The following is a 23932-nucleotide window of genomic DNA, read 5'->3' on the forward strand; positions in this document are numbered from 1 at the left end:
CCGTGGGTAGGCCCAGAACAAACGACGAGGCCGTCAAAGAGCGGCTCGTGGAGTGCGCGACCGAGATGCTCGCCACCGGTCCGCGAGAGTCGGTCACGGTCCGCGCCGTGGCCGCCGCCGCCGAGGCGTCGACGACGGCGGTGTACTCGTTGTTCGGTGGTAAGGACGGGCTGATCGGTGCGGTGCGCGACAGAGCCGTCGCCGGCCTCTTCCAGGACCTGTCGGCGGTGCAGACCTCCGCGGACCCCCTCGCCGACCTCTACGCGCTGGCCGTCGCCTACCGTCGTTGGGGGCGCGGACACAGCCACCTGTACACGGTGCTGTTCGGTGGCGTGCAGTCCTTCGACCCGTCGGGGGAGGCCGGTGCCGGCGACCCGATCCGTCCGCTCCTCGCGGCGATCGACCGCGCCTTGACGGCGTCCGTGCTCACCGGCGAGGCAACGTCGATCGCCCTGTCGATCTGGGGAACCCTGCACGGGCTCGTGACCCTCGAACTCGCCGGGGCCCTCGACACCACCACGGCCGAGGTCGCCTTCCGCTCGACGATCCACGCCACGCTACGCGGATGGGCGACTCCCGCGGTGTTCCGTCGCCTGCGCGAAGCCGAGATCGCTCCCTGACAGGATCAGCTCCCTGCAGGGCCACCGGAGAGCCACCGCGTCCGAAGGCGACGGGGAGCCGTCCCGGCGGGCGCGGCCGCTTTCACCCGTACACCGGGCGCCGGCATCCGATCATGACGCTTCCATCGCCGCGCGTGCCGCGTCGACGAACCGTCCCAGGCACCGCAGATACGCCCCCTGTACCTCGTGGAAGCGGACACGTGCGTCCGCGTCGTCGCAGGTGATGCGCCACAGGCACCCGCTGGTCTCCCGCGCCGCGTTCAGGACGGCTTGGGCCGCCACCGCCGTGGCGGACGGCCCTTCCAGGACAACGACACGGACGCTGTGCATGAGAGGGTCGTAGGCCTCACGCAGTTCCGAACGCAACTCCTCGAAGCGCGACAGCTGCTGGTCCGGATCGGAGATCTGGTGGAACGCGTCCAGGACCCTCCGGTACAACTCACCGACGATGTGGGCGTGTCCCATCAGCTCCAGATACGCGGTCCGCCGCAACTCGCGTACCTGTCCCCGGTGCTGGGCCTGTGCCGAGGCCTCGGCCTGGACGCGGGCGGCCCGCACGTTCCCCAGGTTGGTCACCCAGCTCGCGAACACGGCCGTACCGCCGGTAAAGGCCGCGACCCACACCGCGCTGTCCCCCATGCCGGTCAGTGTCGACGAGCTCCCGGCCGCTGTCGAGGGCGCCTTGTGACACCCGCTTCAGGAACATCGGTCCGGCAGGCAGGAGCGGAATCGGTGGAGCAGTTCAAGGGCGGCAGGGCTCTCCAGGGGGATGGAAGGCGCTCAAGAAGGTGGAACCTGAGTTCAACCACTCGGTTGAACTCCGTCCGCAGGCTTGGCCGCATCCGGCCTGGGAGCGGTTCGGTGACGAATTTTCCCGATCCGCCTGCTGGACCCGGGACCGCGGTGGTGGAGCAGCACATCACCCGTGTGGTGCGCGAGTGCTGTGCCCTGCCGGACGGACTTCAGAACATGGTGTTGTCGTTGGCGCAGCAGGCCCAGCTCCAGAAGTCGCCGAGTCCACCCACCGTTTCGCCCCCGCCCGTATCGGCTCACTGCTGTTGCGGCGTGTGACGGCCACCGGACCAAGCTCGGCAGTCATGGGGTGTCCGGTGTCCTCCGGGCGACGATGTAGGGCGATGCTGATCCTGACAGCAGGCACTGACAACAGCGTTGGGCTTGCCGGCTCACGTGTGTCACGCGGGTTGCGACGGTTGTAGAGGCCGCCGGACGAAGACAATGACGGGCCTGACCACGGATCGGTCTGGCCGGCGCTGGATTTCTCCGCGATGGTCGCAATCCCGCGCATTCGCCCTGTGCTATGCCATTTTTAATGGCATACTCGAAGCATGGCTGATGAGGACGTGGACTTCCTGCCCGGCGACGGCCCCACCAGTGGTATCTCCGTCACCCTGACCGCCGGAACTCTGCAGGCGATCCGTGAGCGGGTCGGCAAGCGGGGCGTCTCGGCCTACCTGGAGAAGGCGGCCCAGCGGCAGATCGAGCGGGACAACCTGGACGAGCTGATCGCGGACTTCGACAAGGTTCACGGGCCGGCCGACCCCGAGGCCGTGGCGGCCAAGCGTGCCCGGCTGACCGGTGGCGCTCCACATGCCGGAGCGGGCGCGTGAGCGGTGCCCTGGTCCTGGACAGCGAGGGCCTGGCGAAGGCCGTACAGCGTGATCGGGAAATCCACGAGTGGCTGACGGCGGCTCGCGACGCGGACCTGCCAGTGATCACCTCAGCCGCCGTGCTGGTCGAGGTGATCCACCCGAAGATCAACGATGCCGCACTGAAGTGGACCCTGTCCCGCCTGAGTGTCGAGCCGGTGACCCAGGCCGTCGCGCAATCCGCCGGCGCTTTGCTGCGCGCAGCGGGGCTGCACGGCCACAAGTACGCCATCGACGCCATGTTGTGCGCGACCGCCCTGCAGCATCCCGGCCGGGTGACGATCCTGACTTCCGATGTGGCGGACATCGGGCTGCTCACCGCCGAGCACCCACGCGTGAGTGCGGAGAAGGTCTGAGCCGAGGCGCTTGAAGGACCTGTCCGGCCGATCACGCGACTGTCTCATGGCTGGGGCGTCGATGTGGGCATCGGGCGGGATCTCTGCGTTTCGCCGGACGGGCGGCAGGCACCCCTGGCGGGCGGCGCCCGCAATCCGCTGTTCACCGCCTCCTTCGCGAGCAAGAATCGTCCGCATGTCTGCGATCCCCGGTGGCACGACCGCCTTCCACGACCTGCCCGCGTTCCTCGCCCAGCCTCGCGTCAACTCCCTTGCGCTGTCCGCCGACGGTGGCCGTCTCGTCGCCGCCGTGCAGACGCTGTCGGAGGACCGGACCAGGTTCGTGTCCGGGCTGTGGGAGATCGATCCGGCCGGGGAGCGCGAGGCGCGGCGCCTGACCCGGTCGGGGAAGGGCGAGTCCGGGCCCGCGTTCGGCCCGGACGGGGTGCTGTACTTCCTGTCGGAACGCGAGGACGACAGTGAGGAGGACAAGCACGAGGGTGCCGCGCTGTGGGCGCTGCCCGGGCGTGGTGAGGCCGCCGTCGTGGCCCGGCACCCGGGGGGGATCACCGCGTTCACCGTCGCCCGGGAATCCGGCGCGCTGGCCCACACCGCCGGGCTGCTGCCCGGGGCCGCCGACGCCGATGCGCACGGCAAGCTGCGCACGGCGCGCAAGGACGCCAAGGTCACCGCGATCCTGTACGAGGCCGGGCCGACCCGCGCCTGGGACCGCGATCTCGGCCCCGAGGAACAGCACACCTTCGTGCGCGCGGGGGCCGAGGGCGCCGTGGTCGACGCCGGCGGGCAGGGCGTCGGCCTCGAGCACCCCGGGGACGTGGCGCTGTCGCCCGACGGGACGCGAGTGGCCTACACCCGGTTCGTACCCGGCCGGGTGCCCGCCGAGAACCGCACCGCCGTGGTGGTGGCAGACGCGGCCACCGGCGAGGAGGTCTTCGTCCTGGGCGATGTGGAGCACCTCTACGAGGCGCCGGTGTTCACGCACGACGGCTCGGCGGTCGTGTGCTCGCGGATGACGTGGCCGACTTACGACGAGCCGATGGACATGACGCTCGTCCGGGTCGGCGCGGACGGCGGCGAGGCCGTCGAGCTGCTGCCCGGGTTCGACAACTGGCCCGTCGGCGCCGTCTGTTCGCCGGTCGACGACGCCCTCTTCTTCGTGGCCGATGTGGAGGGGCACGCGCCCGTCTTCATGCGGGACGCGGACGGCACCGTGACCCGGCTCACCGCCTCGGGCGCGTACGGCTCGCTCTGCGTGGCCCCCGACGGGCGGACGCTGTACGCGTTGCGCAACGCGATCGACTCGCCGCCGCGGCCGGTCAGGTTCGAGGCCGGCGTCGCCGACCAGACGCCGGTCGAGCTGCCCGCCCCCGGTGCGTTCGACGCGCTGCCGGGCACCCTCACCGAGGTGCACGCCAACGCGGTGGACGGGTACCGGCTGCGCGGCTGGCTCGTGCTGCCCGAGGGCGCGTCGGCCGAGAACCCCGCGCCGCTGCTCGTCGCCGTGCACGGCGGGCCGCAGGGCAGCTGGAACGGCTGGACCTGGCGGTGGAACCCGTGGCCGTTCGCGGCCCGCGGCTACGCGGTGCTGCTGCCCGACCCGGCCCTGTCGACCGGCTACGGCCAGCAGGGCCACCGGCGCGGCTGGGGGCAGTGGGGCGGGGTCCCGTACACGGACGTGATGGCGCTGACCGACGCAACCGAGGCCCGTGACGACATCGATGCCGCGCGCACCGCGCTCGGGGGCGGCTCCTACGGCGGCTACATGGCCAACCGGGTCGCCACGAGGACCGATCGGTTCAAGGCGATCGTGAGTCACGCGGGCCTGTGGGACCTGCGGTCCTTCCAGGGCGACACCGACGCGCCCTGGTACTTCCAGTGCATCTTCGGGGACCCGGTGACCCGGCCCGAGCGGTACGAGGCGCACTCCCCGTACCTGGACGCCGCGAAGATCCGTACGCCGATGCTGGTCATCCACGGCGCTAAGGACTACCGCGTGCCGGTCGGCCAGGGCGCCGCGCTCTTCCAGGATCTGCAGCGGTTCGAGGTGCCTGCGAAGTACCTGTACTTCCCGGACGAGAACCACTGGATCCTCTCCCCGGGCCACATCCAGGTCTGGTACGAGGCGTTCCTCAACTTCCTCGACCACCACGTCCTCGGTGCCGAGTGGCAGCGGCCCGGACTGCTGTGACCGCGGGCGGGCGTCGGCCTTCGACGAGGCGGGATCCCCGCTTTTGGGCAGGAACGGACGCCGGTTCACCGCGGCCGACGCGTTGGCGGACGCCAGGTGCAGCGACACCCCGGCCCGGCAGTTGGTGACCTCGCCTGCGACGCCGGTGTACTGCCGGGGCACGCGGGTGCGATGTCGACGGAGTGGTGGGACGGTTCCACCCGACGAACGTGTGGTCGGCGGGGCGTGGGGCGGCTGCTGTCGTCGGCGCTCGGTCCGGCGGGGCCGCGAGCAGCGGGCTTCCAGAGTCCGGCAGTTGTACCCGTCCGATCATTTCGATCGGGCGGGATCTCTGCGTTTCTGGGTTCTCGCCCCGTGGCACTGCTCGCCGCTGGCATCGTGTCGCACTCTTCGCGACCGGAAACGACCGCGTCAACTGTGCCGCCGTCCGGGCCGTGCCGACGGAGAAGCTGGACCTGATGGGGCTGGCGGTGTACGGGCCGCGGAACGCGGTGGACAAGGTACTGAAGGGCGCACGGGTGCATGCGTGGCTGAATCTCCACAGCGAATGCGCAACTGCGGCACGGGTGCGTTCGATTGGTGCGGAGTTGTCCTGGTCGGAACTGCCGTGGCAATAGCTGCCGGTTTCCTATGCGGGGCTACATGTAGAGAAGCTGCCCTCAATTCGTGTGCATGCGCGCATGGATGAGTAGTCGACTGTTTCAACTGCCCTGCTGGGAGCAGTGAGCGACTGGATGCCGGGCACGCTCCGTGATTTGATCCTTCGCGCCGCCGGGATCACGCCAAGGTGTCCGGAAACGGATGGCGCGGGTCTGCGGTCGCGGCCCACCGGCTATCCCCAGCTTGGCCGCTCCCCCTTGTGGAACATCCATACGAAGGGCAGTTTCATCATGAACTCCGCTCCCCAGGTTCAGACCCTTGAAATCTCTGACGCCGAACTCGACACCGTTTCCGGCGGTCTGAGCCCGCAGATCGGCATCGCCGCCGGCCCCACGGCGATCAGCAGCTCGGACCTCGTGGCTCAGTTCGGCGCGGTCAAGGACGGGGTCCTGGACACCGTCGGCCAGTACCACCAGGTCGGCGTCGCCGTCTCCTTCTGATCGTCAGATCGCGGGATTTCCTCATCGCGGGATCGCCGATACCGGCAGCCTGACCGCCGATCGGCGTCCACGGCGACAAGCCCCCTACCCGCGGGTCCTCGCGGGTAGGGAGCTTGATCATCAGGGGTTGCTTCTTCTTGTTCCGGGTCTTGTCGGGAATCTTGGTGACCTGCGCTCCCCTGCTCGGCAGGGGGTAGGCCCTTGCGCCTGATGGTCGTCCTTGAGCGGCTTGGAGTGCCACCTGAGCACCCCTCGGGCGGCCCACATGCCTGAACCTAGGACATGCAGAGGGACGCCCACCCTGGATTGGACTAGACAACAAACAACCCCCAGGCCACTGACCTGGGGGTTTCACATGGAGCGGGTGACGAGAATCGAACTCGCGCTCTCAGCTTGGGAAGCGACGGCGCTTGGCAGGCCGTATCGGCTCTGACCTGGGGATACGTCGCCTCCAGGGTGGCTTCGAGCGCTGGCCTCGCCCCGCTGTTTACCGATGCTGGCCGCCGCCGGGCTGGTGCTCACCGCCCCGAAGCAAGCTCCGCGGGTGGCACCCAGCAAGGGCACGGCTGAGGACTCGTGCAGCTACGCCTCCGGCGACGGGACGGTCCTGCTGACCCTCAACCCGTCCGCACGCTCCTACGAGAGCGTAACGACGACCATACGGACAGCAGGACGACATCCGGGTTGCCTGCGCATGACGGGCAGGTGACCGCAGCCGGACGACCGGCGGCTCGGAGGCCGAGCCGGGGGCCGACGGCCCGGGGGGACACGCCGCTGGTGGGCGGCGGTGCTGCCGGGCCGTCGGCCGTCGGCGCGGCAGGGGCTCACCTGGCGTGCGAACCCCTGCTGCGGCGCCTGCGAAGCACCAGCACGGAACCGGCGGCTACGGCCAGCAGGCCAGCGAGGGCGCTGTAGGTGACGGTGCTGCCCATCCCGGTGGAAGCCAGGTCGCCGGCCGTGTCGCTCCGGTCCGGCCGGCCCACGGGTACGCCGGCCGCCGAGGCCTGCGCTCGGGTGCCGATCGTGCCTGAGGCGGAGGCAACCTTCGCAGCGGCGGTCGGCGTGGGTGCGGGAGACGGGGCCTCGGCGGGGGAGGCCGCCGACGCGGGCCTCAGCTGGAGAGTCGTGATCGAGTACGGGGGCAGCGTCTGTGCGGGCGCTGTTCCCCGCGTCGCCGTGGTCAGGGCCTTTCCGCCCTTGGTGTACGAAACGGTCCTGACCGTTCCCGGCGCCGGGGTGTAGCCGGTGTACGAGATCGACACCTGTGCCGAGTTCTGCGGGTTCTTGTTGATCAGCATGACGTTCAGGCCGCCGTTGCGGGCGCGCACCGCGTGCACGGCGACCGACGGGTTGGCCGAGGACGCCTTGACCATGGTGTCGCCGGGCTGCGCGAGCGCGGTCAGCGATCGGATGCCCCAGTAGGTGGGGAAGGGCGTCTCACGCGCCGGTTCGCAGTGCCCGCCGGCGCAACTTCCGTCGGAGAGCACGCCCTGGTCCAGGTAGTCGGTCTCGCCGCCCACGGTGGTGGGTGCCTTGCCCATGCCGTTGTGCAGGTCCCACCAGTCGACGTTGACGGCGCCGTGTTCGAGCCAGTTCATGTACGTGTCCGACGCGAACAGGGCCGCGGCCTGGCTGGTGAGGGCCGGCGACTGGGTGCTGTCGGTCTCGGTGACCGCGATCTGGACCGAGGCGGCGTGCGCACCCGCGTAGGTGGTGAGCAGCGAGCGCACCGCGGAGGTGAGGCCCGCGATCTGGGCGGGGGAGTGCAGCAGGTCCGCCGTGCTGGAAGCGCTCGGGTACCAGTGGATGATCGCGAAGTCGATCGACTTGCCGGCGATGGCGAGCACGGTGTGGTTCCAGTCGGCGGTGTCGCCGGGGGCCTTCGCCCCGTCCGGCCAGGATCCCGGAGTGTTGAGCACCGCCCCGATCTTCACCTTCGGGTCCACGGCCTTCATCGCCTTCGCGTAGGCGAGGAGGTTCTTCGCGTACTCCCTGGGGCTTTTGTCCGCGTGCTTGTCGACCTCCCATTTGCTGCCGTAGTACCCGTTGCCGGAGACCTCGTTGCCGATCTCCCAGTACTTCACGCCGTAGCCCTTGTCGACGTTGGCGTACTTGACCCAGTCGGCGGCCTCCTGGGGCGTGCCGGAACCGTAGTTGGCGGTGATGATCGGCTGGGCACCGACCCTCTTCGCGGTGGCCATGAAGTGGTCGAAGTCGGTACCGGGCGCGACCCAGCCGCCGTCTTCGAGGGTGTGGGTCTTCCAGTGGTAGGCGTCCGCGTAGGAGCCACCGGGGTAGCGCAGCTGCCGGACTCCGGCGGCCTTCATCAGCGCTGACGCCGTGGCGTCGTTCAGGTGTGAGTCGTAGACCGCGGTGTTGAGGCCGACGCCGGTGCTGGGCACCGTGCCCAGCGAGGTGCCGGCGTCGACGGTGACGGCGACGGTCGGCGCGGCGTTCGCGCTGAGCGCCAGGACGCCCGCGCCGGCCCCGGCCAGCAGGGCCGCCACCGTGCCCGCCATGATGCGGCGGCGCGTTCGGCTACGGCGGTGCGTACGGCCCCGAGGCATCGGCTGCTCGACGGTTGTCGGGTCGTCAGATGGCACGTGTGGCTCCCGATCGGAGTGCGTGGATACGGGTGGCGTAGCGCAGCTGACTCCGCTCGCCGTGGTTGGTGCACCCCTAGGTGGCCGCTCGGGATGGAAAGGTTGCCGCCGTATCCGATGTTCTTCAGATCCCTTTCGTGCCGTGCACCGGTCGCCGAGGAATCGGCGTCGGGGCGGCAACCTTCTCGTCCCCTGCGGCAACTGGGAGCCGGAAGGCCGATGGAACTACCGGATGGACGGGCATGAGGACAACGAAGCACGCCGCGCCGCAACCGTGGCGCAGGCGCGGTGGATCCCGGGCTGGCACTGTTAGGCTGCGCCCCTGTTGTTGAACGCGCAACCAACGCGCACATCATTGCCAGGAGAGGGCGACCGGGGGATGCTCCTCGACGACGCGTCCGCGGAGTTCCACGAATTCTTCGAACGCCACTATGCCGAACTCGCACGTATGGCCCATCTCCTGACCGGTGAGGCCGACGCGGCGGACGACCTCGCGGCGGATGCCCTGGTCGCCCTGTGGCAGCGCTGGGACCGGTTGCGGCAGGCCGACCACCCGCTCGCCTACGCCCGCGGTGTGGTGGCCAACCTGGCGCGGGGACGCATCCGCAGCGCGGTGCGCGAGCGACGCCGGATCACGCTGTTCTGGTCCCGCGGCCCCGAGCAGGTGGAGGGGCCGGACGTGGCGGCCGTGCTGGACGTCCGCGCGGCGCTCGCCCGGCTGCCGTTCCGCAAGCGCGCCTGCGTGGTGCTGCGGCACGCCCTCGACCTGTCGGAGAAGGACACGGCGGAGGCGCTGGGCATCTCGGTCGGAACGGTGAAGAGCCAGACCTCGAAGGGAATGGCAGAGCTGGAAAGGATACTTGGCGCCCGAGCGGTCGGGGACCTGGTGGCAGGGAGGAGGAACCGGTGAACGAGGAGATCGCCCGTCGGCTGCGCGAGGCCGCCGAGGCCCACCGGCCCGACCGCGCGAGGATGCTGGCCCGGGTGGAACGCGGGATGGCCGGCCCCACCGTACGTCACCGCGCGCGGCCGTTCGCGAGGTCCGGTACCAGGGTCGCGCTCGCCGGGCTCGCCGCCGCCGGCATCCTGGCGACCGGCGGCCTCGCCGTCGCCGCCATCGCCACGCACTCGTCGCCGTCGGCCACCGTGACCACACCGGCCACCCCGTCCCCGGACGCCACCTCCCGGCAACCGACATCGGCCCGCCCCACTCCTGTCGCGCCGGCCCCGGTCACCACCCCGGGCAGCTCGCGCCCGACTCCGCCGGCCACCAGTCCCCCGCCGACCGCCGGCGAGAGCCGGAACGGTCCGCTGTGGTCGGCCGGCTCGCTGGATCCGAAGAGCACCGTCTACTGGACGCAGAGCAACCTCGTCCTCAAGACGACCCAGCCGCTCACCTCGCTCACGATCGAGATCCGGATCGTGCAGACCGGCGGGGTGAAGAACACCGGCACCTGGCAGACCCTGCCGAGCGATGACTTCACCGTCACCGCTCAGGAGGCCGGCGGCGCGCTGGTCTACCGCTGGGTCCTCAAGCCGGGCCTGACCGTGCCGGCGGGGAGCCACGAGTTCGCCGCCCAGTTCAACAACGGCCCCGGCGTGCGCAGTGCCGCGGGCGACGGCTACCGCGTCGACGCGCAGGGTTCGGGCGGCTCCGCGTCGGTCCGGGGAGGGTTCGTCCCGACCCGGTGAACGCCGCTGTGCGGCAAGGGGACGAGTCCCCTTGCCGCACAGCCCGATGGTCGAGCAGATCCGGGTGGGGCGCCCCCGGTCGAGTACCCGCGAAGCAGGTGTTGCCGGGCTGGCTGCCGTCCCGTGGCGAAGACCCGCGCGTCCCAGGCGCGCCGGCGCACCCGTGCGGACCGGCGTGCCGTTGAGGACGCCGGTCAGCTCCACGGGGGACTGGACCTGGGTGGGCGACCAGCTCCAGTTGTGGACCACGTGCAGGTGGCGTACGTCCGGGGTGGTGCCGGTGGTCGCCGGGAGGGTCGCGGAGAGGTCACGTCAGCCGCTGACGGGGTCCAGCCGGCAGGGCCGGCGCTGGCCCCATCGACGTAGGTGGCCTCCACGGTGGCCAGCAGGTCGCCGTGGAACTGGGTGGGGAGGGTGAGGGCGGCCGTGAAAAATCTTCCCTCGATCGCGGCAACCTTTGTGTACGTGGCGGCAACTGGCGGGTAACCGCGGCCGGATCAAGGCCCGCTGTGCCAGAAGGACATGCCGTTGTCAGATCAGAACCGCTCTCATCGCCGCCGTCCGGCGACCCGCCGCGTGCTCGCCGCCGCCGTGGTCCTCGCCGCAGCGGGTGCCGCCGTACCCCTGGTCGCTCTGGCCGCACACACGCCGAATGCCCGCACGCTGGCCGCCGCAGCGGCCAGCAGCGGTCGCTACTTCGGTACGGCGGTGTCCTCGGGCAGGCTCGGCGACTCGGCGTACTCCACCATTCTCGACCGGGAGTTCAACATGATTACCCCGGAGAACGAGATGAAGTGGGACACCACCGAATCCTCCCGCGGGTTGTTCAACTTCGCCCCCGCCGACTCGATCGTCGGCCACGCCTCCGCGCACGGGCAGCGGGTGCGCGGCCACACCCTGGTGTGGCACTCGCAGCTGCCCGGCTGGGTCCGCTCCATCACCGACGCCAACACCCTGCGTAGTGTGATGGACAACCACATCACCACCGAGATGAGCCACTTCAAGGGCAAGATCTACGCCTGGGACGTGGTCAACGAGGCGTTTGCCGACGGCGGCAGCGGCCGGCACCGAAGCTCGGTGTTCCAGGACGTGCTGGGCAACGGCTTCATCGAGGAGGCGTTCCGCACCGCGCGGGCCGCCGACCCCTCGGCCAAGCTCTGCTACAACGACTACAACATCGAGAACTGGACCGATGCCAAGACGCAGGGCGTCTACGCGATGGTCAAGGACTTCAAGTCCCGTGGTGTGCCCATCGACTGCGTCGGTTTCCAGAGCCACTTCGGCGCAGGCGGTCCGCCGGCGAGCTTGCAGACCACTTTGTCCAATTTTGCCGCGCTCGGCGTGGACGTCCAGACCACCGAGCTCGACATAGCCCAGGCGTCGCCGACGGCGTACACCAACACCGTCAAGGCGTGCATGAACGTCGCCCGCTGCACGGGCATCACGGTGTGGGGCATCCGTGACAGCGACTCCTGGCGCACCGGTGAGAACCCGCTGCTGTTCGACGCGGCCGGCAACAAGAAGCCCGCCTACAGCGCGGTACTCACCGCTCTGGGCAGCGGCGGCACGCCGGACGGGGGCATCGCCTCCGGCACCGTCTACACGCTCTCGAACGTGTCCGCGGGACGCGTTCTCGACGAGCCCGCGGGGCAGAACGGCAACGGCATCCCGCTCCAGGTGTGGGACGCCAGCGGTGCCTCCAACCAGCAGTGGCGGGCCGGCCGGAACAGCGACGGCTCCTACACGCTGACCGACGTCGCCAGCGGCCGGGTACTGGACGAGCAGGGCAACCAGACGGGCAACGGGACGAGGATGCAGGTCTGGGACTCCAATGGCGGCGCCAACCAGCACTGGCGGGCCGGCCGGAACAGCGACGGCTCCTACACACTGACCAACGTCGCCAGCGGCCGGGCGCTGGAGATCCCCGGCGGCCGGACCGCCAACGGCACTCCCGTCCAGATCTGGGACCCCAGCGGCGGCGGCGCCAACCAGCACTGGAACCTCAGGTCGGCCGCGTCGACGCCCGCCACGTGCGCTCTCCCGTCGACGTACCGGTGGACGTCGACGGGTGCGTTGGCGCAGCCGGCGAACGGGTGGGCCGCGGTGAAGGACTTCACCGACGTGGTGTACAACGGCAAGCACCTCGTCTACGCGTCGAGCGTGTCGGGATCGTCGTACGGCTCGATGATGTTCAGGCCCTTCACGAACTGGTCGGACATGGCCTCGGCCGGCCAGACCGGCATGAGCCACACCGCGGTGGCGCCCACACTGTTCTACTTCGCACCCAAGAAGATCTGGGTACTGGCGTCCCAGTGGGGCGCCTCGCCCTTCGTCTACCGCACCTCCAGCGACCCCACCAACCCCAACGGCTGGTCCGCGCCGCAGCCGCTGTTCACCGGCAGCATCCCGGGCTCCAACCCGATCGACCAGACCCTGATCGCCGACGGCCAGAACATGTACCTGTTCTTCGCCGGTGACAACGGCAAGATCTACCGGGCGAGCATGCCGATCGGGAACTTCCCGGGCAACTTCGGCTCGTCCTACACGACGGTCATGAGCGACTCGACGAAGAACCTGTTCGAGGCGCCGCAGGTCTACAAGGTCCAGGGGCAGAACCAGTACCTCGTGATCGTCGAGGCACGGGGGGCGAACGAGCAGCGCTACTTCCGCTCCTTCACCGCCACCAGCCTGAACGGTCCGTGGACCCCGCAGGCCGCCAGCGAGAGCAACCCCTTCGCGGGCAAGGCCAACAGCGGTGCCACCTGGACCAACGACATCAGCCACGGTGACCTGGTCCGCGACAACCCCGACCAGACCATGACCATCGACCCCTGCAACCTGCAGTTCCTCTACCAGGGCAAGTCCCCCACCGCGAGCGGCCCCTACGACCAACTGCCGTGGCGGCCGGGCCTCCTCACCCTGCAGCGCTGACCTGCCTGTCGCCGTGTCGCGCTTCGCGGTGAAGGGGAAGCGGGCAAGGCGAAAAAACCTGTGGGCTTCGCGGCAACCTTTTCGGCCTGCTCGGACCACTCAGTGGTGTCCGGGCAGGTGGTCCGGTCAGATGCAACGGCTGAAAGAGAGCACAGAGTTGTTCCCAGAGCGAGAGCACAGACATGTCGCTGGCCCACCCACGTCATCGGTGGCGTCCCGGGCCGGTGGCCGCCGTGCCGGCGGCCACGCCCGCGGCGGTCGCCCGATGCATCGCGCCCGTCGGTTGTTCGCGCGTCGGGGCTTCTGGGCGGCCGTCGTCATGGCTGTCGTGGCCGGCTCCGCCGTTGTGGTCAGCACCGCCTCAGCGCAAACCGTGGATCCGAAGACTTGGTATGTGCTGGTCAACCGCAACAGCGGCAAGGTGCTGGATGACCGCGCCTACGCCACGAACGACGGCGCGGCGGCGGTGCAGTGGGCGCGCCACGGCGGGGCCAACCAGCAGTGGCGGTTCATCGACGCGGGCGACGGGTACTACCGGCTGCAGAACCGGAACTCCGGCAAGGTGCTCGACGACCTCGGCTGGTCGAAGACCGCCGGCTCCGACCTCGTGCAGTGGAGTGACCGGAACGGCAGCAACCAGCAGTTCAAACTGGCGGAGTCTTCGGACGGCTACATGCGTCTGATCAATCGCTTCAGTGGCATGGCCGTCGAGGTCCAGAACTCCTCCAGGGCCGACGGCGGCCAGGTCGTCCAGTACCGAGACTGGGGCGGCGCCAATCAACAATGGCAACTCGTCCCGGCCGGGAGCGTCGACAGCGCCGGCACGCCCACCGCGCCGGGGGGCAGCGTTTCCACAAGCCAGGCTCCGAGCGGCACGCGCCCGTCGTCACCGTCGTCTCCCGCGGCCGGTGACGGCAGCTCGACGAAACGCTTCATGGGCAGTGGCACGGTGCTCATCGGCGGCTCGATGTCCGACGCCTCGGCGAACGCCGCGCCGTTCGATGTGCGGTACGCCTATGTGCACAGCCAGCCCGCGCCCTCGTCGGCTTACTACTCGGCATCGCTCTGCCAGGCCGCGTGGTCGAGCTGGTGGGGCTGCTGGAACGGCAGCACCACGGCGCCTGGCACTTACGTGACCTGGCGGGACACCGTGGCGGCCCACGCGACGTACAAGGGCCGCCCGCGCCCGCAGAAGATGCTCTGGACGTGGTACTCGTTGCGCGACCTCGGGGATGCGGCAGGCCAGGGCGACGGTCCGGGCGAGGTCGTGGCCATCAACCGGGCGGACCTGCTCACCCGGTACATGAACGACTACCGTTTCTTCCTCCAGAAGATCGGTAACTCGAACGACATGATCGACCTTGAACCCGATTTCTGGGGCTACGTCCGGTCGCTCGGCGATCCGCACAAGGTTGCCGCGCAGGTCTCGGCCGCAAATCCGACGGATTGCGGATCGCAGGAGAACAGCGCCGCCGGACTCTCCCGCTGCCTGATCTCGATGGCGCACAAGTACGCGCCGCACACCGCCGTGGGGCTCCACCTCACCTGCTGGGACTGGCAGAACAACACCCAGGGATGCGTCAAGGACTACGCGAGCCTCGGGGCACAGAACGCCGATCTCCTGGTCACCGACGTGTCGGACCGCGACGCAGGCTGGTACGCACAGCCGGCCCACGGCGGCCGTGACACCTTTTGGACCGACCAGAAGGCCGCTGACTCGCTGAGGTTCTACAAGACGATGGCCGAGTCCGTGGGCAAGCCGGTGGTCCTGTGGCAGATCCCCGTGGGCAACATGGCGCAGAACAACACCCTGAACCATTACAAGGACGACAAGGTGGACTGGTTCTTCGCGCACATGGACCAGGTGGCGAACGCGCATGTCGCCGGCCTGCTGTTCGGCCCGGGGCAGCAGGAACAGACATCGGTCGAGACCGACGGCGGAAACCTGATCGGCAAGACCATCGCTTACCACAACTCGGGCGGTACAGCGCTCAAGTAGGCGAAGGCGCTAACCCGACCCCATCCCTCGATGGGGTCGGGTTTGTCCTCTTCGGCGCGGTGATGTGGAACGTCGCGCGATTCCCCAGGCAGAGGTTCATGGCCGTCCCCATGGGGGATCGCGGAGTTGCTCCGCGACGGCCACGGACGGCGCTCTTCTCGGGCCGCCTTGGACCGGATACTTCACACCCGGGCGGCCCGACTCCTCACCGCTCATCCGCACCGCACGGACGATCGGGGAGGACGGAGCGGGTCTGGGGAATTGCATGACCGTCGACATGCTGAGGACTTCTCGGCTGGTGCCGGGCATGCTGCCGTCGGTGCGGGCGCCGATCGACGCGGCCCACCGCCGGCACCCTGCAGGCGATCCGTGAGCGGGTCGGCAAGCGGGGCGTCTCGGCGTACCTGGAGAGGGCGGCGCAGCGGCAGATCGAGCGGGACAACCTTGACGAGCTGATCGCCGACTTCGACAAGGTGCACGGTCCGGCCGACCCGGAGGCGGTGGCGGCCAAGCGGGCACGGCTCACTGGCGGCGCCTCGAATGCGGGGGCGGCCGCGTGAGCGGTGCCCTGGTCCTGGACAGCGAGGGTCTGGCGAAGGCCGTCCGGCGAGACCGGGAGGTTCACGAGTGGCTGACGGCCGCCCGCGACGCCGACCTGCCGGTCGTCACCTCCGCAGCCGTCCTTGTCGAAGTCATCCACCCGAAGATCAACGAAGCCGCGCTGAAGTGGACGCTGTCCCGGATCCGCGTCGAGCCGGTCACACAAGGCTTGGCGCAGGCTGCCGCCACCCTGCTGTGGGCCGCGGGGCTGCGCGGCCACAAGTACGCCATCGACGCCAAGTGGTGCGACTGGGGGCGCGCGGAGGGTACGCCGCCCCCGAATTGGTCTAGACGACAAGCAAACCCCAGGCCGCTGACCTGGGGTTTCTCATGGAGCGGGTGACGAGAATCGAACTCGCGCTCTCAGCTTGGGAAGCTGATGTTCTACCATTAAACTACACCCGCGTAAGACGAACGGACCTCGTTGATCTCGGTGTCCGGACGCTCGCTCACTGTACCCCATGCCAGGCCCCCGATGCTCGGACCGTGGGGCCTCGGTGCGTTTCGGGGCGTGGGATCCGGCTGCGGGGGAACGGAGTTGGGGCGTACGGTGGAGGGGTGGGAGAGGGTCCGGGCGGGGTCGGAGTGCCGCCTGGAGAGTCGTCTCTTCAATCCCGTAATGTGGCTTTTGTCGTCAGGCAGGCAGTAGCCCGACGCGGCTCTTGGGGAAGGGACTTAGGGGACTTGATGGAACGCACCGTCGTCCGTTGTGCCGAAGGGCACGTGTTCAGCACCGCTTCGTTCCCGATGCAGCAGGCCGAGCGGCTCGGCCCCGGTCGGCTCGTGAGGTGTCCACGGTGTGCCCGGCTCCGCAGTGTGGTGCCGGTGGCTCTTCAGAAGCACTAGGCAGTAGCGGTAGCAAGAGCAAGCCAGTCGCAGTACAGCAGTAGCAGCCAGCGGTACCTCTGGGCGCGCGGAGTCGTCACGATTGTCACGGCTCCGCGCGCCTTGCGTATCCTCGGGACGTGCTTCTCTCAGACAAGGACATCCGGGCCGAGATCGACGCCGGGCGGGTACGGATCGATCCCTATGACGAATCCATGGTTCAGCCGTCGAGCATCGACGTACGGCTGGACCGCTACTTCCGGGTGTTCGAGAACCACCGGTACCCGCACATCGACCCCTCGATCGAGCAGGCCGACCTCACTCGGCTCGTGGAGCCCGAGGGCGACGAGCCGTTCATCCTGCACCCCGGGGAGTTCGTGCTCGCCTCGACCTACGAGGTGATCAGCCTGCCCGACGATCTGGCCTCGCGGCTGGAGGGCAAGTCCTCGCTCGGGCGGCTCGGGCTCGTCACGCACTCCACCGCCGGGTTCATCGACCCCGGGTTCTCCGGGCACGTCACCCTGGAGCTGTCCAACCTGGCCACCCTGCCGATCAAGCTGTGGCCCGGCATGAAGATCGGGCAGCTGTGCATGTTCCGGCTGTCCTCGCCGGCCGAGTTCCCCTACGGCAGCGAGCGGTACGGCTCCCGGTACCAGGGGCAGCGCGGGCCCACCGCCTCGCGGTCCTTCCTCAATTTCCATCGGACCCAGGTGTGAGGGCGACGGCGGCATGAGCGGGGGACGGGAGGACGAGGTCCGGGAGAACCTGACCTACGAGGCGTTCGGCGACGCCGTGCGTGAGCTGGCGCAGACCATCGCCGACGACGGGTACGAGCCCGACATCGTGCTCAGCATCGCGCGCGGGGGCGTCTTCGTGGCCGGCGGGCTCGCCTATGCCCTCGACTGCAAGAACATCCACCTCGTGAACGTCGAGTTCTACACCGGGGTGGGCACCACCCTGGAGATGCCCGTCATGCTCGCGCCGGTCCCCAACGCCATCGACTTCTCCGACAAGAAGGTCCTGATCACCGACGACGTCGCCGACACCGGCAAGACGCTCAAGCTGGTGCGCGACTTCTGCCTCGACGCGGTGGCCGAGGTGCGCTCCGCCGTGATCTATGAGAAGTCCCACTCGCTCGTGAAGTGCGAGTACGTGTGGAAGCGGACCGATGAGTGGATCAACTTCCCGTGGAGCGTGCGACCGCCGGTCGTCAAGCGGGCGGGACAGGTCCTCGACGCCTGAGAGCGGCAGCAACGGCAGAAGCAGCAAGAACAGCAAGAACAGCAAGAACAGCAAGAACAGCAAGAACAGCAAGAACAGCAAGAACAGCAAGAACAGCAGGAAAGAGGAAGGACGAAGGGCCCTGGCTGCGGTGCCAGGGCCCTTCCTCATGCCGTGCGGACTGCTAGAACGTGCCGAGCTTCACTATCGACAGCAGCGCGACCAGCTGGATCGCGCAGGCGCCCAGCGCCTTCGGCCAGGGCAGGTCGTGGGAGCGGCTGACCATCAGGGTCAGCAGGGCGCCGGCCGCGATCCAGGTCGCCCAGCCCAGGAGCTGGACGAAGCCCGCGTTGCCGCCGAAGAACATGGCGAAGACCAGGCGGGGCGCGTCCGTGAGGGACGTGATCAGCATGGACAGGCCGACCGTGGGCTGCCAGGCGCCGTCGCCGCCGAGCTGGCGGGCCAGGGTGTGGGTGACCACGCCCAGGACGAAGGTCGAGACCGCCATCGCCACGGCCGTGATCAGGACGATCGGCACCGCGTTGGCGAGCGTGGCGTTGATCGCGTCCTTGCGGGCGCCGTCGAAGCCGAAGACGGCGAGCAGGCCGTAGAGGAACGTGACGATGAGGGCCGGGCCCCACATCGTGTAGTCCCGCATCCGCAGGAACGTCTGGTCCGGGGCGAGGACGATCCCGCGCAGCAGTTCCTTCCAGCGCAGCGACGGGCCGGTCGGGCCCGGCGCGGCGGTCGAGCCGGCGCTGTAGGTGCCGCTCCGGGCGTAGCCGGCCTCATCCACCGAGAACGCCTGGGTGTGGCCCGGCTGGTCGGCCGCGTAGGGGTCCTGGGGGTAGTCCCCGAAGTACTCGGGACCGTCCCCGACCGGAACCTGACCCTGGCCGGGGTAGCCGCCGTCGGCCCGCGGCCACGGGGCGGCGCCCCCGCCTGCGCCGTAGCGCGGCCGCTGCTGCGGGTACGGCTGCGGCGCCGGGGGATAGCCGTACGACGGTCCCTGCGGCGTCCGGCCGCCGCCGTACGGCGGTCCCTGCGGGGTGTGCGGCGCCTGCGGGGCCTGCTGTCCTTGCGGGGCTCGGTTGTCCCGGCCCCCGCGTCCGATCCTGAATCCAGCCACGTCTTCGAACGTACCTGCTCCCGGGCGGTCGTGTGCCGGGCCCGGCGCTCCGGGCCCGGCTTTGCTGCTGAGCTGTGACATCCCCTAAGGGACTTCTCGGGGCTCCTTCGGGGCTCCTTCGGGGCTCCCCGGAAGGGCAGGTAGGTCATCGCGCCGTAGCCGCCGTCCTCGTACGGGCCCAGGACCAGGTCGGCCCGGCCGTCGTCGGTGACGTCGTCGAGCTTGTCGTCGGCGCCGAAGCGGTCGTTCTTCTCGTCGTCGTCGTTGAAGTCGGCGTACGCCGGTTCGCCGCCGAACTCCTCACCGTCCTCGGCGGCGCCGGCCGAGGTCACGACGTCACCGATGCCGTCGCCGTTGAAGTCGGCCTTCGTTTGCTCGGGGGAGGCGCGCGGAAGCGGCACAGTGGAGGCATGGACACGGACGGACGGACGTTTCTGGCCCGGGGGAAGGTGGCCACCCGGCTCCCCGCGCGCGACCTGGACCGGGCCCGGCGCTTCTACGCCGAGGTGCTGGGTCTCGAACCGGTGGACGAGCGGCCCGGTGGGCTGCTGTACCGGTGCGGGGGTGTGGACTTCGTGGTCTTCCGGTCCACCGGCGCCTCGCCCGGCACCTTCACGCAGATGGCCTGGGAGGTGGCGGACATCGAGGCGGTCGTCGCCGAACTCCGGCGCCGGGGCGTGGAGTTCGAGGAGGTGGACGTGCCCGGGCTGAGGACCGCGGGCGGGATCGCCGAGGTCGAGGGGAACTATCCGAGCAAGGGCTGCCGGGGCGAGCGTGGAGCCTGGTTCCGCGACAGCGAGGGCAACCTGCTGGCGATCGGGGAGCCGGTCGTGTGACGGGAGCCGGGGCGCCCGCCCGGAACCGGAGCGGTTGGGACAGGATGGACCCATGAGTGTAGTCAAGATCAACGTACTGACCGTGCCGACCGAGCAGCGGGAGGTGCTGGAGAAGCGGTTCGCCTCGCGGGCCCACGCCGTGGAGGGCTCCGACGGGTTCGAGTGGTTCGAGCTGCTGCGGCCGGTCGAGGGGACCGATCAGTACCTCGTGTACACCCGCTGGCGTGACGAGGAGTCCTTCCAGGCCTGGATGGAGGGGCCGATGAAGTCCGCCCACCAGGGCGGCGGCGAGGGCGGGGAGCGGCCGAAGCCGGCGGCCTCCGGTTCCACGCTGTGGTCGTTCGAGGTCGTGCAGCAGGCGGCCCCGAAGGGCCCGTAGACACAGACGACGGCGCCCCCTGCCTCGTAGGAGACAGGGGGCGCCGCGCCGTGCGTAGGACTACTTCACCGGCTCCGGCTCCGGCGCGCTCTCCGTCTCCTCGTCGCCCGCCGGGTCGGCCGGCGTCCTGACGGAGTCCAGCAGCAGCTGGGCGACGTCGACGACCTGGATGGACTCCTTCGCCTTGCCGTCGTTCTTCTTGCCGTTCACGGAGTCCGTGAGCATGACGAGGCAGAACGGGCAGGCCGTGGAGACGATGTCCGGGTTCAGCGAAAGAGCCTCGTCGACGCGCTCGTTGTTGATGCGCTTGCCGATCCGCTCCTCCATCCACATCCGCGCACCGCCGGCGCCGCAGCAGAAGCCGCGCTCCTTGTGCCGGTGCATCTCCTCGTTGCGCAGGCCGGGCACCTTGCCGATGATCTCGCGCGGAGGCGTGTAGATCTTGTTGTGGCGGCCCAGGTAGCAGGGGTCGTGGTAGGTGATGATGCCCTCGACCGGGGTGACCGGGATCAGCTTGCCCTCGTCCACCAGGTGCTGGAGCAGCTGCGTGTGGTGGATGACCTCGTAGTCGCCGCCGAGCTGCGGGTACTCGTTGCCGATCGTGTTGAGGCAGTGCGGGCAGGTGGCGACGATCTTCTTGGCCGACTTCGGCTTCGCCGACTCGGGGACGACCTTGCCGTCGTCGTCCATCTCCTCGCCGAACGCCGCGTTCAGAGCCATGACGTTCTCCATGCCGAGCTCCTGGAACAACGGCTCGTTGCCCAGGCGGCGGGCGGAGTCGCCCGTGCACTTCTCGTCGCCGCCCATGATCGCGAACTTGACGCCCGCGATGTGGAGGAGCTCCGCGAAGGCCTTCGTGGTCTTCTTGGCGCGGTCCTCCAGGGCTCCGGCGCAGCCGACCCAGTAGAGGTACTCGACCTCGCTGAGGTCCTCGATGTCCTTGCCGACGACCGGGACCTCGAAGTCGACCTCCTTGGTCCACTCCAGGCGCTGCTTCTTGGCCAGCCCCCAGGGGTTGCCCTTCTTCTCCAGGTTCTTGAGCATCGTGCCCGCCTCGGAGGGGAAGGCGCTCTCGATCATCACCTGGTAGCGGCGCATGTCGACGATGTGGTCGACGTGCTCGATGTCCACCGGGCACTGCTCGACGCAGGCGCCGCAGGTGGTGCAGGACCACAGGACGTCCGGGTCGATGACGCCGTTCTCCTCGGCGGTGCCGATGAGCGGGCGCTCGGCCTCCGCCAGCGCCGCCGCCGGGACGTCGGCCAGCTGCTCCTCGGACGCCTTCTCCTCGCCCTCCATCGTCTTGCCGCCGCCGGCCAGCAGATAGGGGGCCTTGGCGTGGGCGTGGTCCCGAAGCGACATGATCAGCAGCTTCGGGGAGAGGGGCTTGCCGGTGTTCCAGGCCGGGCACTGCGACTGGCAGCGGCCGCACTCGGTGCAGGTGGAGAAGTCGAGCAGGCCCTTCCAGGAGAACTGCTCGACCTGGGAGACGCCGAAGACGTCGTCGTCGCCGGGGTCGGTGAAGTCGATCGGCTTGCCGCCACTCGTCATCGGCCGCAGCGCGCCCAGGGCCGTACCGCCGTCGGACTCGCGCTTGAACCAGATGTTCGGGAACGCGAGGAAGCGGTGCCAGGCCACACCCATGTTGGTGTTCAGCGAGACGACGATCATCCAGACGAACGAGGTGCCGATCTTGATGGTCGCGACCAGGTAGATCAGGTTCTGCAGCGCCGTCACGCTCAGGCCCTTGAAGGCCAGGACCAGCGGGTACGACGCGAAGTACGAGGCCTCGTAGCCGCCGACGTGGTGGATCGCGCCCTCCAGGCCGCGCAGCACGTAGATCGCGAGGCCGATGGTGAGGATGACGTACTCGACGAAGTACGCCTGACCGGACTTGGAGCCCGCGAAGCGGGACTTGCGGCCGGGGCGCGAGGGCAGGTTCAGCAGCCGGATCGCGATCAGGACGAGGATGCCGATCGTGGTCATCACGCCGATGAACTCGGTGTACATCTCGAACGGTACGAAGTCGCCGATCAGCGGCAGCGTCCAGTCGGCCTTGAAGAGCTGGCCGAAGGCCTGCGCCAGGGTCGGCGGCAGCGTCAGGAAGCCGACCGCCACGAACCAGTGGGCGAAGCCCACGATGCCCCAGCGGTTCATCCGGGTGTGCCCGAGGAACTCCTTCACCAGCGTCACACTGCGCTGGTAGGGGTTGTCGGTCCGGCTTCCGGCGGGTACCGGTTGGCCCAGTTTGAAGTACCGGACGAACTGGCCGATGGCGCGGGCGAGCAGCGCAACGCCGACCACGGTCAGCACCAGCGACACGATGATCGCGGCGAGTTGCATTGGGGCTCCTGAGGCGGCCTCGAAATTACTAAGCGGTAACTTATGCAGTCGGTCTGAGACTACCCCCATCTTCCGTCCCGATGCAGCCGGGCGCGGAGTGATGTGGGTCGCTGAGGGGGGCCTCAGTGTGAGGTTAAGGGGTGGTGGGGAGGGGTTCGAGCGCGAGGTCGCGCGATCGACCGGGACCGGGGTGAGCACCTCCTGCGCGGTGAGGCGGGCAACTCCTTCACGGTGAGGCGTACGCCTCCTTCGCGAGGGGACCTGCGCCTCCTTCGCGAAGACAGGCAATCCGATCGTGTTATTCGTACCGAATTGCTACATTCGCGCCTAACTTAGAGCCCGTGCTCTACGGGATCGCCGCCGCCACCGCCGCCCTTCTCCTCGCCGCGTTGTTCGCGGCGCTGCTGCGGGTGCCCGCCCTGCGGGCCGGGATCGTCGAGCGGCGGCGCCAGCGGCCCCTGCCGCTGCTCGGCGGGGCGGCCGTCGTGGTCGTCACCTGCCTGGTCGCCTGGGCGGGGGAGTGGACCCGGGTCGCGCCCCTCGGGGAGGGAGTGGCGCAGCTGCTGGTCGCGGCGGCCTGCGTCGCCGCACTCGGGCTGGTCGCGGACGTGTGGCGGCTGCGGGCCCGGGTCCTGGTCGCCGGTACGGCGGTGGCGGCGGCCTGTGTGGTGCCGTACGAGGAGACCGGGGTGGCCGCCGGGATCCTCGCCGTGCTCTGGATCGTGTTCGTCTCCCTCGCCTTCCGGGCGCTCGACCACGCCGACGGGGTGGCCGGCACGGTCGGGGTGCTCACCGCCTTCGGGGCGGGGGCCTGTGCCGCCGCCGAGGTGATGGACGGGCTGGCGGTGCTGCTGAGCGTGCTCGCCGCCGCCCTCACCGGGTTCCTCATGCACAACTGGCCGCCCGCGCGGATCGGGCTCGGCGCCTGCGGGTCGCTGTTCACCGGCTTCCTGCTCGCCAACGCCGCCGTGTTCACCCGGGCCGGGTACGCCATCGGGACGAGCGTGGGAGTGCTGTTCCCGCTCACCGCCGTCGCCACCGCGGACGTCCTCCTGGTGGTCCTCTCGCGGCGGGTGGCCGGGCGCTCGCTGCTGCGCTCGGGGCCCGACCACCTCGCGCACCGGCTGCGGCGGCTCGGGCTGCGGGCGCCGGGCGCCTGTGTGCTGCTGGGGATCCTGGCCTTCTGTTCGGTGTCGGTCGGGGTACTCGTGGACGGCGGCTGGACCGGCGAAGGGGCGGTGCTGTGGGTGGGGGGCGGGGTGCTGGTGGTCGTCCTGGGACTCTTTCGGGTGCCTGCCTACGGCCCTCGACGGAGGATGCCACCCCCTACGTCGCCGCAGGTCAGAGCCCAGTTGCGCGTAAGGAACGGATAAGACTTGAGTCTGTTTGGCTCAGGTCTGTTGACCGGGGCGGCGTCCTCATGCACACTTGAGCCTGTTCCAC

20 protein-coding genes, 1 tRNA gene and 3 pseudogenes are annotated in these 23932 nt (G+C 69.5%); 17 read left to right on the forward strand and 7 right to left on the reverse strand.

Annotated elements, in window-relative coordinates; genetic code table 11:
• Positions 1-2: 2 nt before the first annotated feature.
• On the forward strand, positions 3-620 hold the full coding sequence (locus ACFYMM_RS11275) for a TetR/AcrR family transcriptional regulator (RefSeq protein ID WP_388385586.1): 618 nt from the start codon (positions 3-5) through the stop codon (positions 618-620).
• Positions 621-731: 111 nt separating this feature from the next.
• On the opposite strand, the gene ACFYMM_RS11280 is transcribed toward ACFYMM_RS11275, so the two are convergent.
• Complete coding sequence (locus ACFYMM_RS11280) at positions 732-1259, reverse strand: hypothetical protein (RefSeq protein WP_388385587.1); 528 nt, start codon at positions 1257-1259, stop codon at positions 732-734.
• A gap of 707 nt (positions 1260-1966) precedes the next feature.
• Here ACFYMM_RS11280 and ACFYMM_RS11285 point away from each other — a divergent pair.
• The 3 genes from ACFYMM_RS11285 to ACFYMM_RS11295 all read left to right on the forward strand — a co-directional run bounded on the left by ACFYMM_RS11285 (position 1967) and on the right by ACFYMM_RS11295 (position 4831).
• On the forward strand, positions 1967-2248 hold the full coding sequence (locus ACFYMM_RS11285) for a hypothetical protein (RefSeq protein WP_388385588.1): 282 nt from the start codon (positions 1967-1969) through the stop codon (positions 2246-2248).
• Complete coding sequence (locus ACFYMM_RS11290; RefSeq protein WP_388385589.1) at positions 2245-2643, forward strand: type II toxin-antitoxin system VapC family toxin; 399 nt, start codon at positions 2245-2247, stop codon at positions 2641-2643. Before ACFYMM_RS11285 ends, ACFYMM_RS11290 begins: the two co-directional genes overlap by 4 nt.
• 175 nt (positions 2644-2818) lie before the next feature.
• Positions 2819-4831, forward strand: a complete 2013-nt coding sequence (locus tag ACFYMM_RS11295; RefSeq protein ID WP_388385590.1) for an alpha/beta fold hydrolase — start codon at positions 2819-2821, stop codon at positions 4829-4831.
• Positions 4832-4843: 12 nt separating this feature from the next.
• Here the strand turns inward: ACFYMM_RS11295 and ACFYMM_RS11300 are convergent.
• A pseudogene (locus ACFYMM_RS11300) lies at positions 4844-4993 on the reverse strand (transposase); the annotation flags it as partial.
• A 224-nt stretch (positions 4994-5217) separates the two neighbouring features.
• On the opposite strand from ACFYMM_RS11300, the pseudogene ACFYMM_RS11305 reads away from it, so the two are divergent.
• Both ACFYMM_RS11305 and ACFYMM_RS11310 read left to right on the forward strand, forming a co-directional pair.
• A pseudogene (locus ACFYMM_RS11305) lies at positions 5218-5355 on the forward strand (DUF2000 family protein); the annotation flags it as partial.
• Positions 5356-5721: 366 nt separating this feature from the next.
• Positions 5722-5931 carry a hypothetical protein gene (locus ACFYMM_RS11310; RefSeq protein WP_388385788.1) on the forward strand — a complete coding sequence of 70 codons (210 nt, stop codon included), beginning with the start codon at positions 5722-5724 and terminating at the stop codon, positions 5929-5931.
• 824 nt (positions 5932-6755) lie between these two features.
• On the opposite strand, the gene ACFYMM_RS11315 is transcribed toward ACFYMM_RS11310, so the two are convergent.
• On the reverse strand, positions 6756-8534 hold the full coding sequence (locus ACFYMM_RS11315) for an LPXTG cell wall anchor domain-containing protein (RefSeq protein WP_388385591.1): 1779 nt from the start codon (positions 8532-8534) through the stop codon (positions 6756-6758).
• A 379-nt stretch (positions 8535-8913) separates the two neighbouring features.
• Here ACFYMM_RS11315 and ACFYMM_RS11320 point away from each other — a divergent pair, with 379 nt between their 5' ends.
• Together ACFYMM_RS11320 and ACFYMM_RS11325 are read left to right on the forward strand one after the other, a co-directional pair.
• On the forward strand, positions 8914-9444 hold the full coding sequence (locus tag ACFYMM_RS11320; RefSeq protein WP_388385592.1) for a SigE family RNA polymerase sigma factor: 531 nt from the start codon (positions 8914-8916) through the stop codon (positions 9442-9444).
• On the forward strand, positions 9441-10226 hold the full coding sequence (locus ACFYMM_RS11325) for a hypothetical protein (protein WP_388385593.1): 786 nt from the start codon (positions 9441-9443) through the stop codon (positions 10224-10226). The genes ACFYMM_RS11320 and ACFYMM_RS11325 overlap by 4 nt, the downstream gene beginning before the upstream one ends.
• Before the next feature lie 194 nt (positions 10227-10420).
• On the opposite strand, the gene ACFYMM_RS11330 is transcribed toward ACFYMM_RS11325, so the two are convergent.
• Positions 10421-10672: a hypothetical protein gene (locus ACFYMM_RS11330; protein ID WP_388385789.1), complete on the reverse strand. Its 252-nt coding sequence runs from the start codon at positions 10670-10672 to the stop codon at positions 10421-10423.
• 76 nt (positions 10673-10748) lie between these two features.
• Here ACFYMM_RS11330 and ACFYMM_RS11335 point away from each other — a divergent pair, with 76 nt between their 5' ends.
• The 4 genes and pseudogenes from ACFYMM_RS11335 (at position 10749) to ACFYMM_RS11350 (ending at position 16099) form a co-directional block, all read left to right on the forward strand.
• The gene (locus ACFYMM_RS11335) at positions 10749-13157 is read left to right on the forward strand and encodes a non-reducing end alpha-L-arabinofuranosidase family hydrolase (RefSeq protein ID WP_388385594.1); all 2409 of its coding nucleotides are present in this window, start codon (positions 10749-10751) and stop codon (positions 13155-13157) included.
• A gap of 319 nt (positions 13158-13476) precedes the next feature.
• Positions 13477-15156 (forward strand): RICIN domain-containing protein, encoded by a 1680-nt coding sequence (locus ACFYMM_RS11340; protein ID WP_388385595.1) that lies wholly within the window; start codon positions 13477-13479, stop codon positions 15154-15156.
• Positions 15157-15500: 344 nt separating this feature from the next.
• A pseudogene (locus ACFYMM_RS11345) lies at positions 15501-15716 on the forward strand (hypothetical protein); the annotation flags it as partial.
• The gene (locus tag ACFYMM_RS11350) at positions 15713-16099 is read left to right on the forward strand and encodes a type II toxin-antitoxin system VapC family toxin (RefSeq protein ID WP_388385596.1); all 387 of its coding nucleotides are present in this window, start codon (positions 15713-15715) and stop codon (positions 16097-16099) included. The pseudogene ACFYMM_RS11345 and the gene ACFYMM_RS11350, both read left to right, overlap by 4 nt.
• Here the strand turns inward: ACFYMM_RS11350 and ACFYMM_RS11355 are convergent.
• Positions 16088-16161 (reverse strand) — tRNA-Gly (locus ACFYMM_RS11355). The two genes, ACFYMM_RS11350 and ACFYMM_RS11355, sit on opposite strands and share 12 nt — an antisense overlap.
• A gap of 560 nt (positions 16162-16721) precedes the next feature.
• Between ACFYMM_RS11355 and dcd the strand changes: the two genes are divergently transcribed.
• Positions 16722-17297 carry a dCTP deaminase gene (dcd, locus tag ACFYMM_RS11360; RefSeq protein WP_188287732.1) on the forward strand — a complete coding sequence of 192 codons (576 nt, stop codon included), beginning with the start codon at positions 16722-16724 and terminating at the stop codon, positions 17295-17297.
• Between the two features lie 13 nt (positions 17298-17310).
• A complete protein-coding gene (locus ACFYMM_RS11365) occupies positions 17311-17823 on the forward strand; it encodes a phosphoribosyltransferase (RefSeq protein ID WP_388385597.1) in 513 nt (170 codons plus the stop codon).
• A gap of 163 nt (positions 17824-17986) precedes the next feature.
• Here the strand turns inward: ACFYMM_RS11365 and ACFYMM_RS11370 are convergent, their stop codons facing one another.
• Entirely contained in the window at positions 17987-19012 is a 1026-nt protein-coding gene (locus ACFYMM_RS11370; protein ID WP_388385598.1) for a YIP1 family protein, read from the reverse strand.
• A 329-nt stretch (positions 19013-19341) separates the two neighbouring features.
• Between ACFYMM_RS11370 and ACFYMM_RS11375 the strand changes: the two genes are divergently transcribed.
• Both ACFYMM_RS11375 and ACFYMM_RS11380 read left to right on the forward strand, forming a co-directional pair.
• Positions 19342-19767 (forward strand): VOC family protein, encoded by a 426-nt coding sequence (locus tag ACFYMM_RS11375; protein ID WP_388385790.1) that lies wholly within the window; start codon positions 19342-19344, stop codon positions 19765-19767.
• A gap of 52 nt (positions 19768-19819) precedes the next feature.
• Entirely contained in the window at positions 19820-20146 is a 327-nt protein-coding gene (locus ACFYMM_RS11380) for an antibiotic biosynthesis monooxygenase family protein (protein ID WP_388385599.1), read from the forward strand.
• A 60-nt stretch (positions 20147-20206) separates the two neighbouring features.
• On the opposite strand, the gene ACFYMM_RS11385 is transcribed toward ACFYMM_RS11380, so the two are convergent.
• Complete coding sequence (locus ACFYMM_RS11385) at positions 20207-22489, reverse strand: (Fe-S)-binding protein (protein WP_388385600.1); 2283 nt, start codon at positions 22487-22489, stop codon at positions 20207-20209.
• 341 nt (positions 22490-22830) lie between these two features.
• On the opposite strand from ACFYMM_RS11385, the gene ACFYMM_RS11390 reads away from it, so the two are divergent.
• Positions 22831-23862, forward strand: coding sequence for an MraY family glycosyltransferase (locus ACFYMM_RS11390; RefSeq protein WP_388385601.1), 1032 nt, complete (start codon positions 22831-22833; stop codon positions 23860-23862).
• Positions 23863-23932: the final 70 nt, after the last annotated feature.

It is taken from the genome of Streptomyces sp. NPDC006739, from assembly GCF_042869815.1.
Lineage (GTDB): Bacteria > Actinomycetota > Actinomycetes > Streptomycetales > Streptomycetaceae > Streptomyces.

Bases quoted from the DNA above. Each gene is read 5' to 3' on its own strand.
- ACFYMM_RS11280 (WP_388385587.1), bottom strand. From the start codon at position 1,259: ATGGGGGACAGCGCGGTGTGGGTCGCGGCCTTTACCGGCGGTACGGCC.
- ACFYMM_RS11285 (WP_388385588.1), top strand. From the start codon at position 1,967: ATGGCTGATGAGGACGTGGACTTCCTGCCCGGCGACGGCCCCACCAGT.
- ACFYMM_RS11295 (WP_388385590.1), top strand. From the start codon at position 2,819: ATGTCTGCGATCCCCGGTGGCACGACCGCCTTCCACGACCTGCCCGCG.
- ACFYMM_RS11310 (WP_388385788.1), top strand. From the start codon at position 5,722: ATGAACTCCGCTCCCCAGGTTCAGACCCTTGAAATCTCTGACGCCGAA.
- ACFYMM_RS11320 (WP_388385592.1), top strand. From the start codon at position 8,914: ATGCTCCTCGACGACGCGTCCGCGGAGTTCCACGAATTCTTCGAACGC.
- ACFYMM_RS11335 (WP_388385594.1), top strand. From the start codon at position 10,749: ATGCCGTTGTCAGATCAGAACCGCTCTCATCGCCGCCGTCCGGCGACC.
- ACFYMM_RS11340 (WP_388385595.1), top strand. From the start codon at position 13,477: ATGGCTGTCGTGGCCGGCTCCGCCGTTGTGGTCAGCACCGCCTCAGCG.
- ACFYMM_RS11365 (WP_388385597.1), top strand. From the start codon at position 17,311: ATGAGCGGGGGACGGGAGGACGAGGTCCGGGAGAACCTGACCTACGAG.
- ACFYMM_RS11370 (WP_388385598.1), bottom strand. From the start codon at position 19,012: ATGTCACAGCTCAGCAGCAAAGCCGGGCCCGGAGCGCCGGGCCCGGCA.
- ACFYMM_RS11375 (WP_388385790.1), top strand. From the start codon at position 19,342: ATGGACACGGACGGACGGACGTTTCTGGCCCGGGGGAAGGTGGCCACC.
- ACFYMM_RS11380 (WP_388385599.1), top strand. From the start codon at position 19,820: ATGAGTGTAGTCAAGATCAACGTACTGACCGTGCCGACCGAGCAGCGG.
- ACFYMM_RS11385 (WP_388385600.1), bottom strand. From the start codon at position 22,489: ATGCAACTCGCCGCGATCATCGTGTCGCTGGTGCTGACCGTGGTCGGC.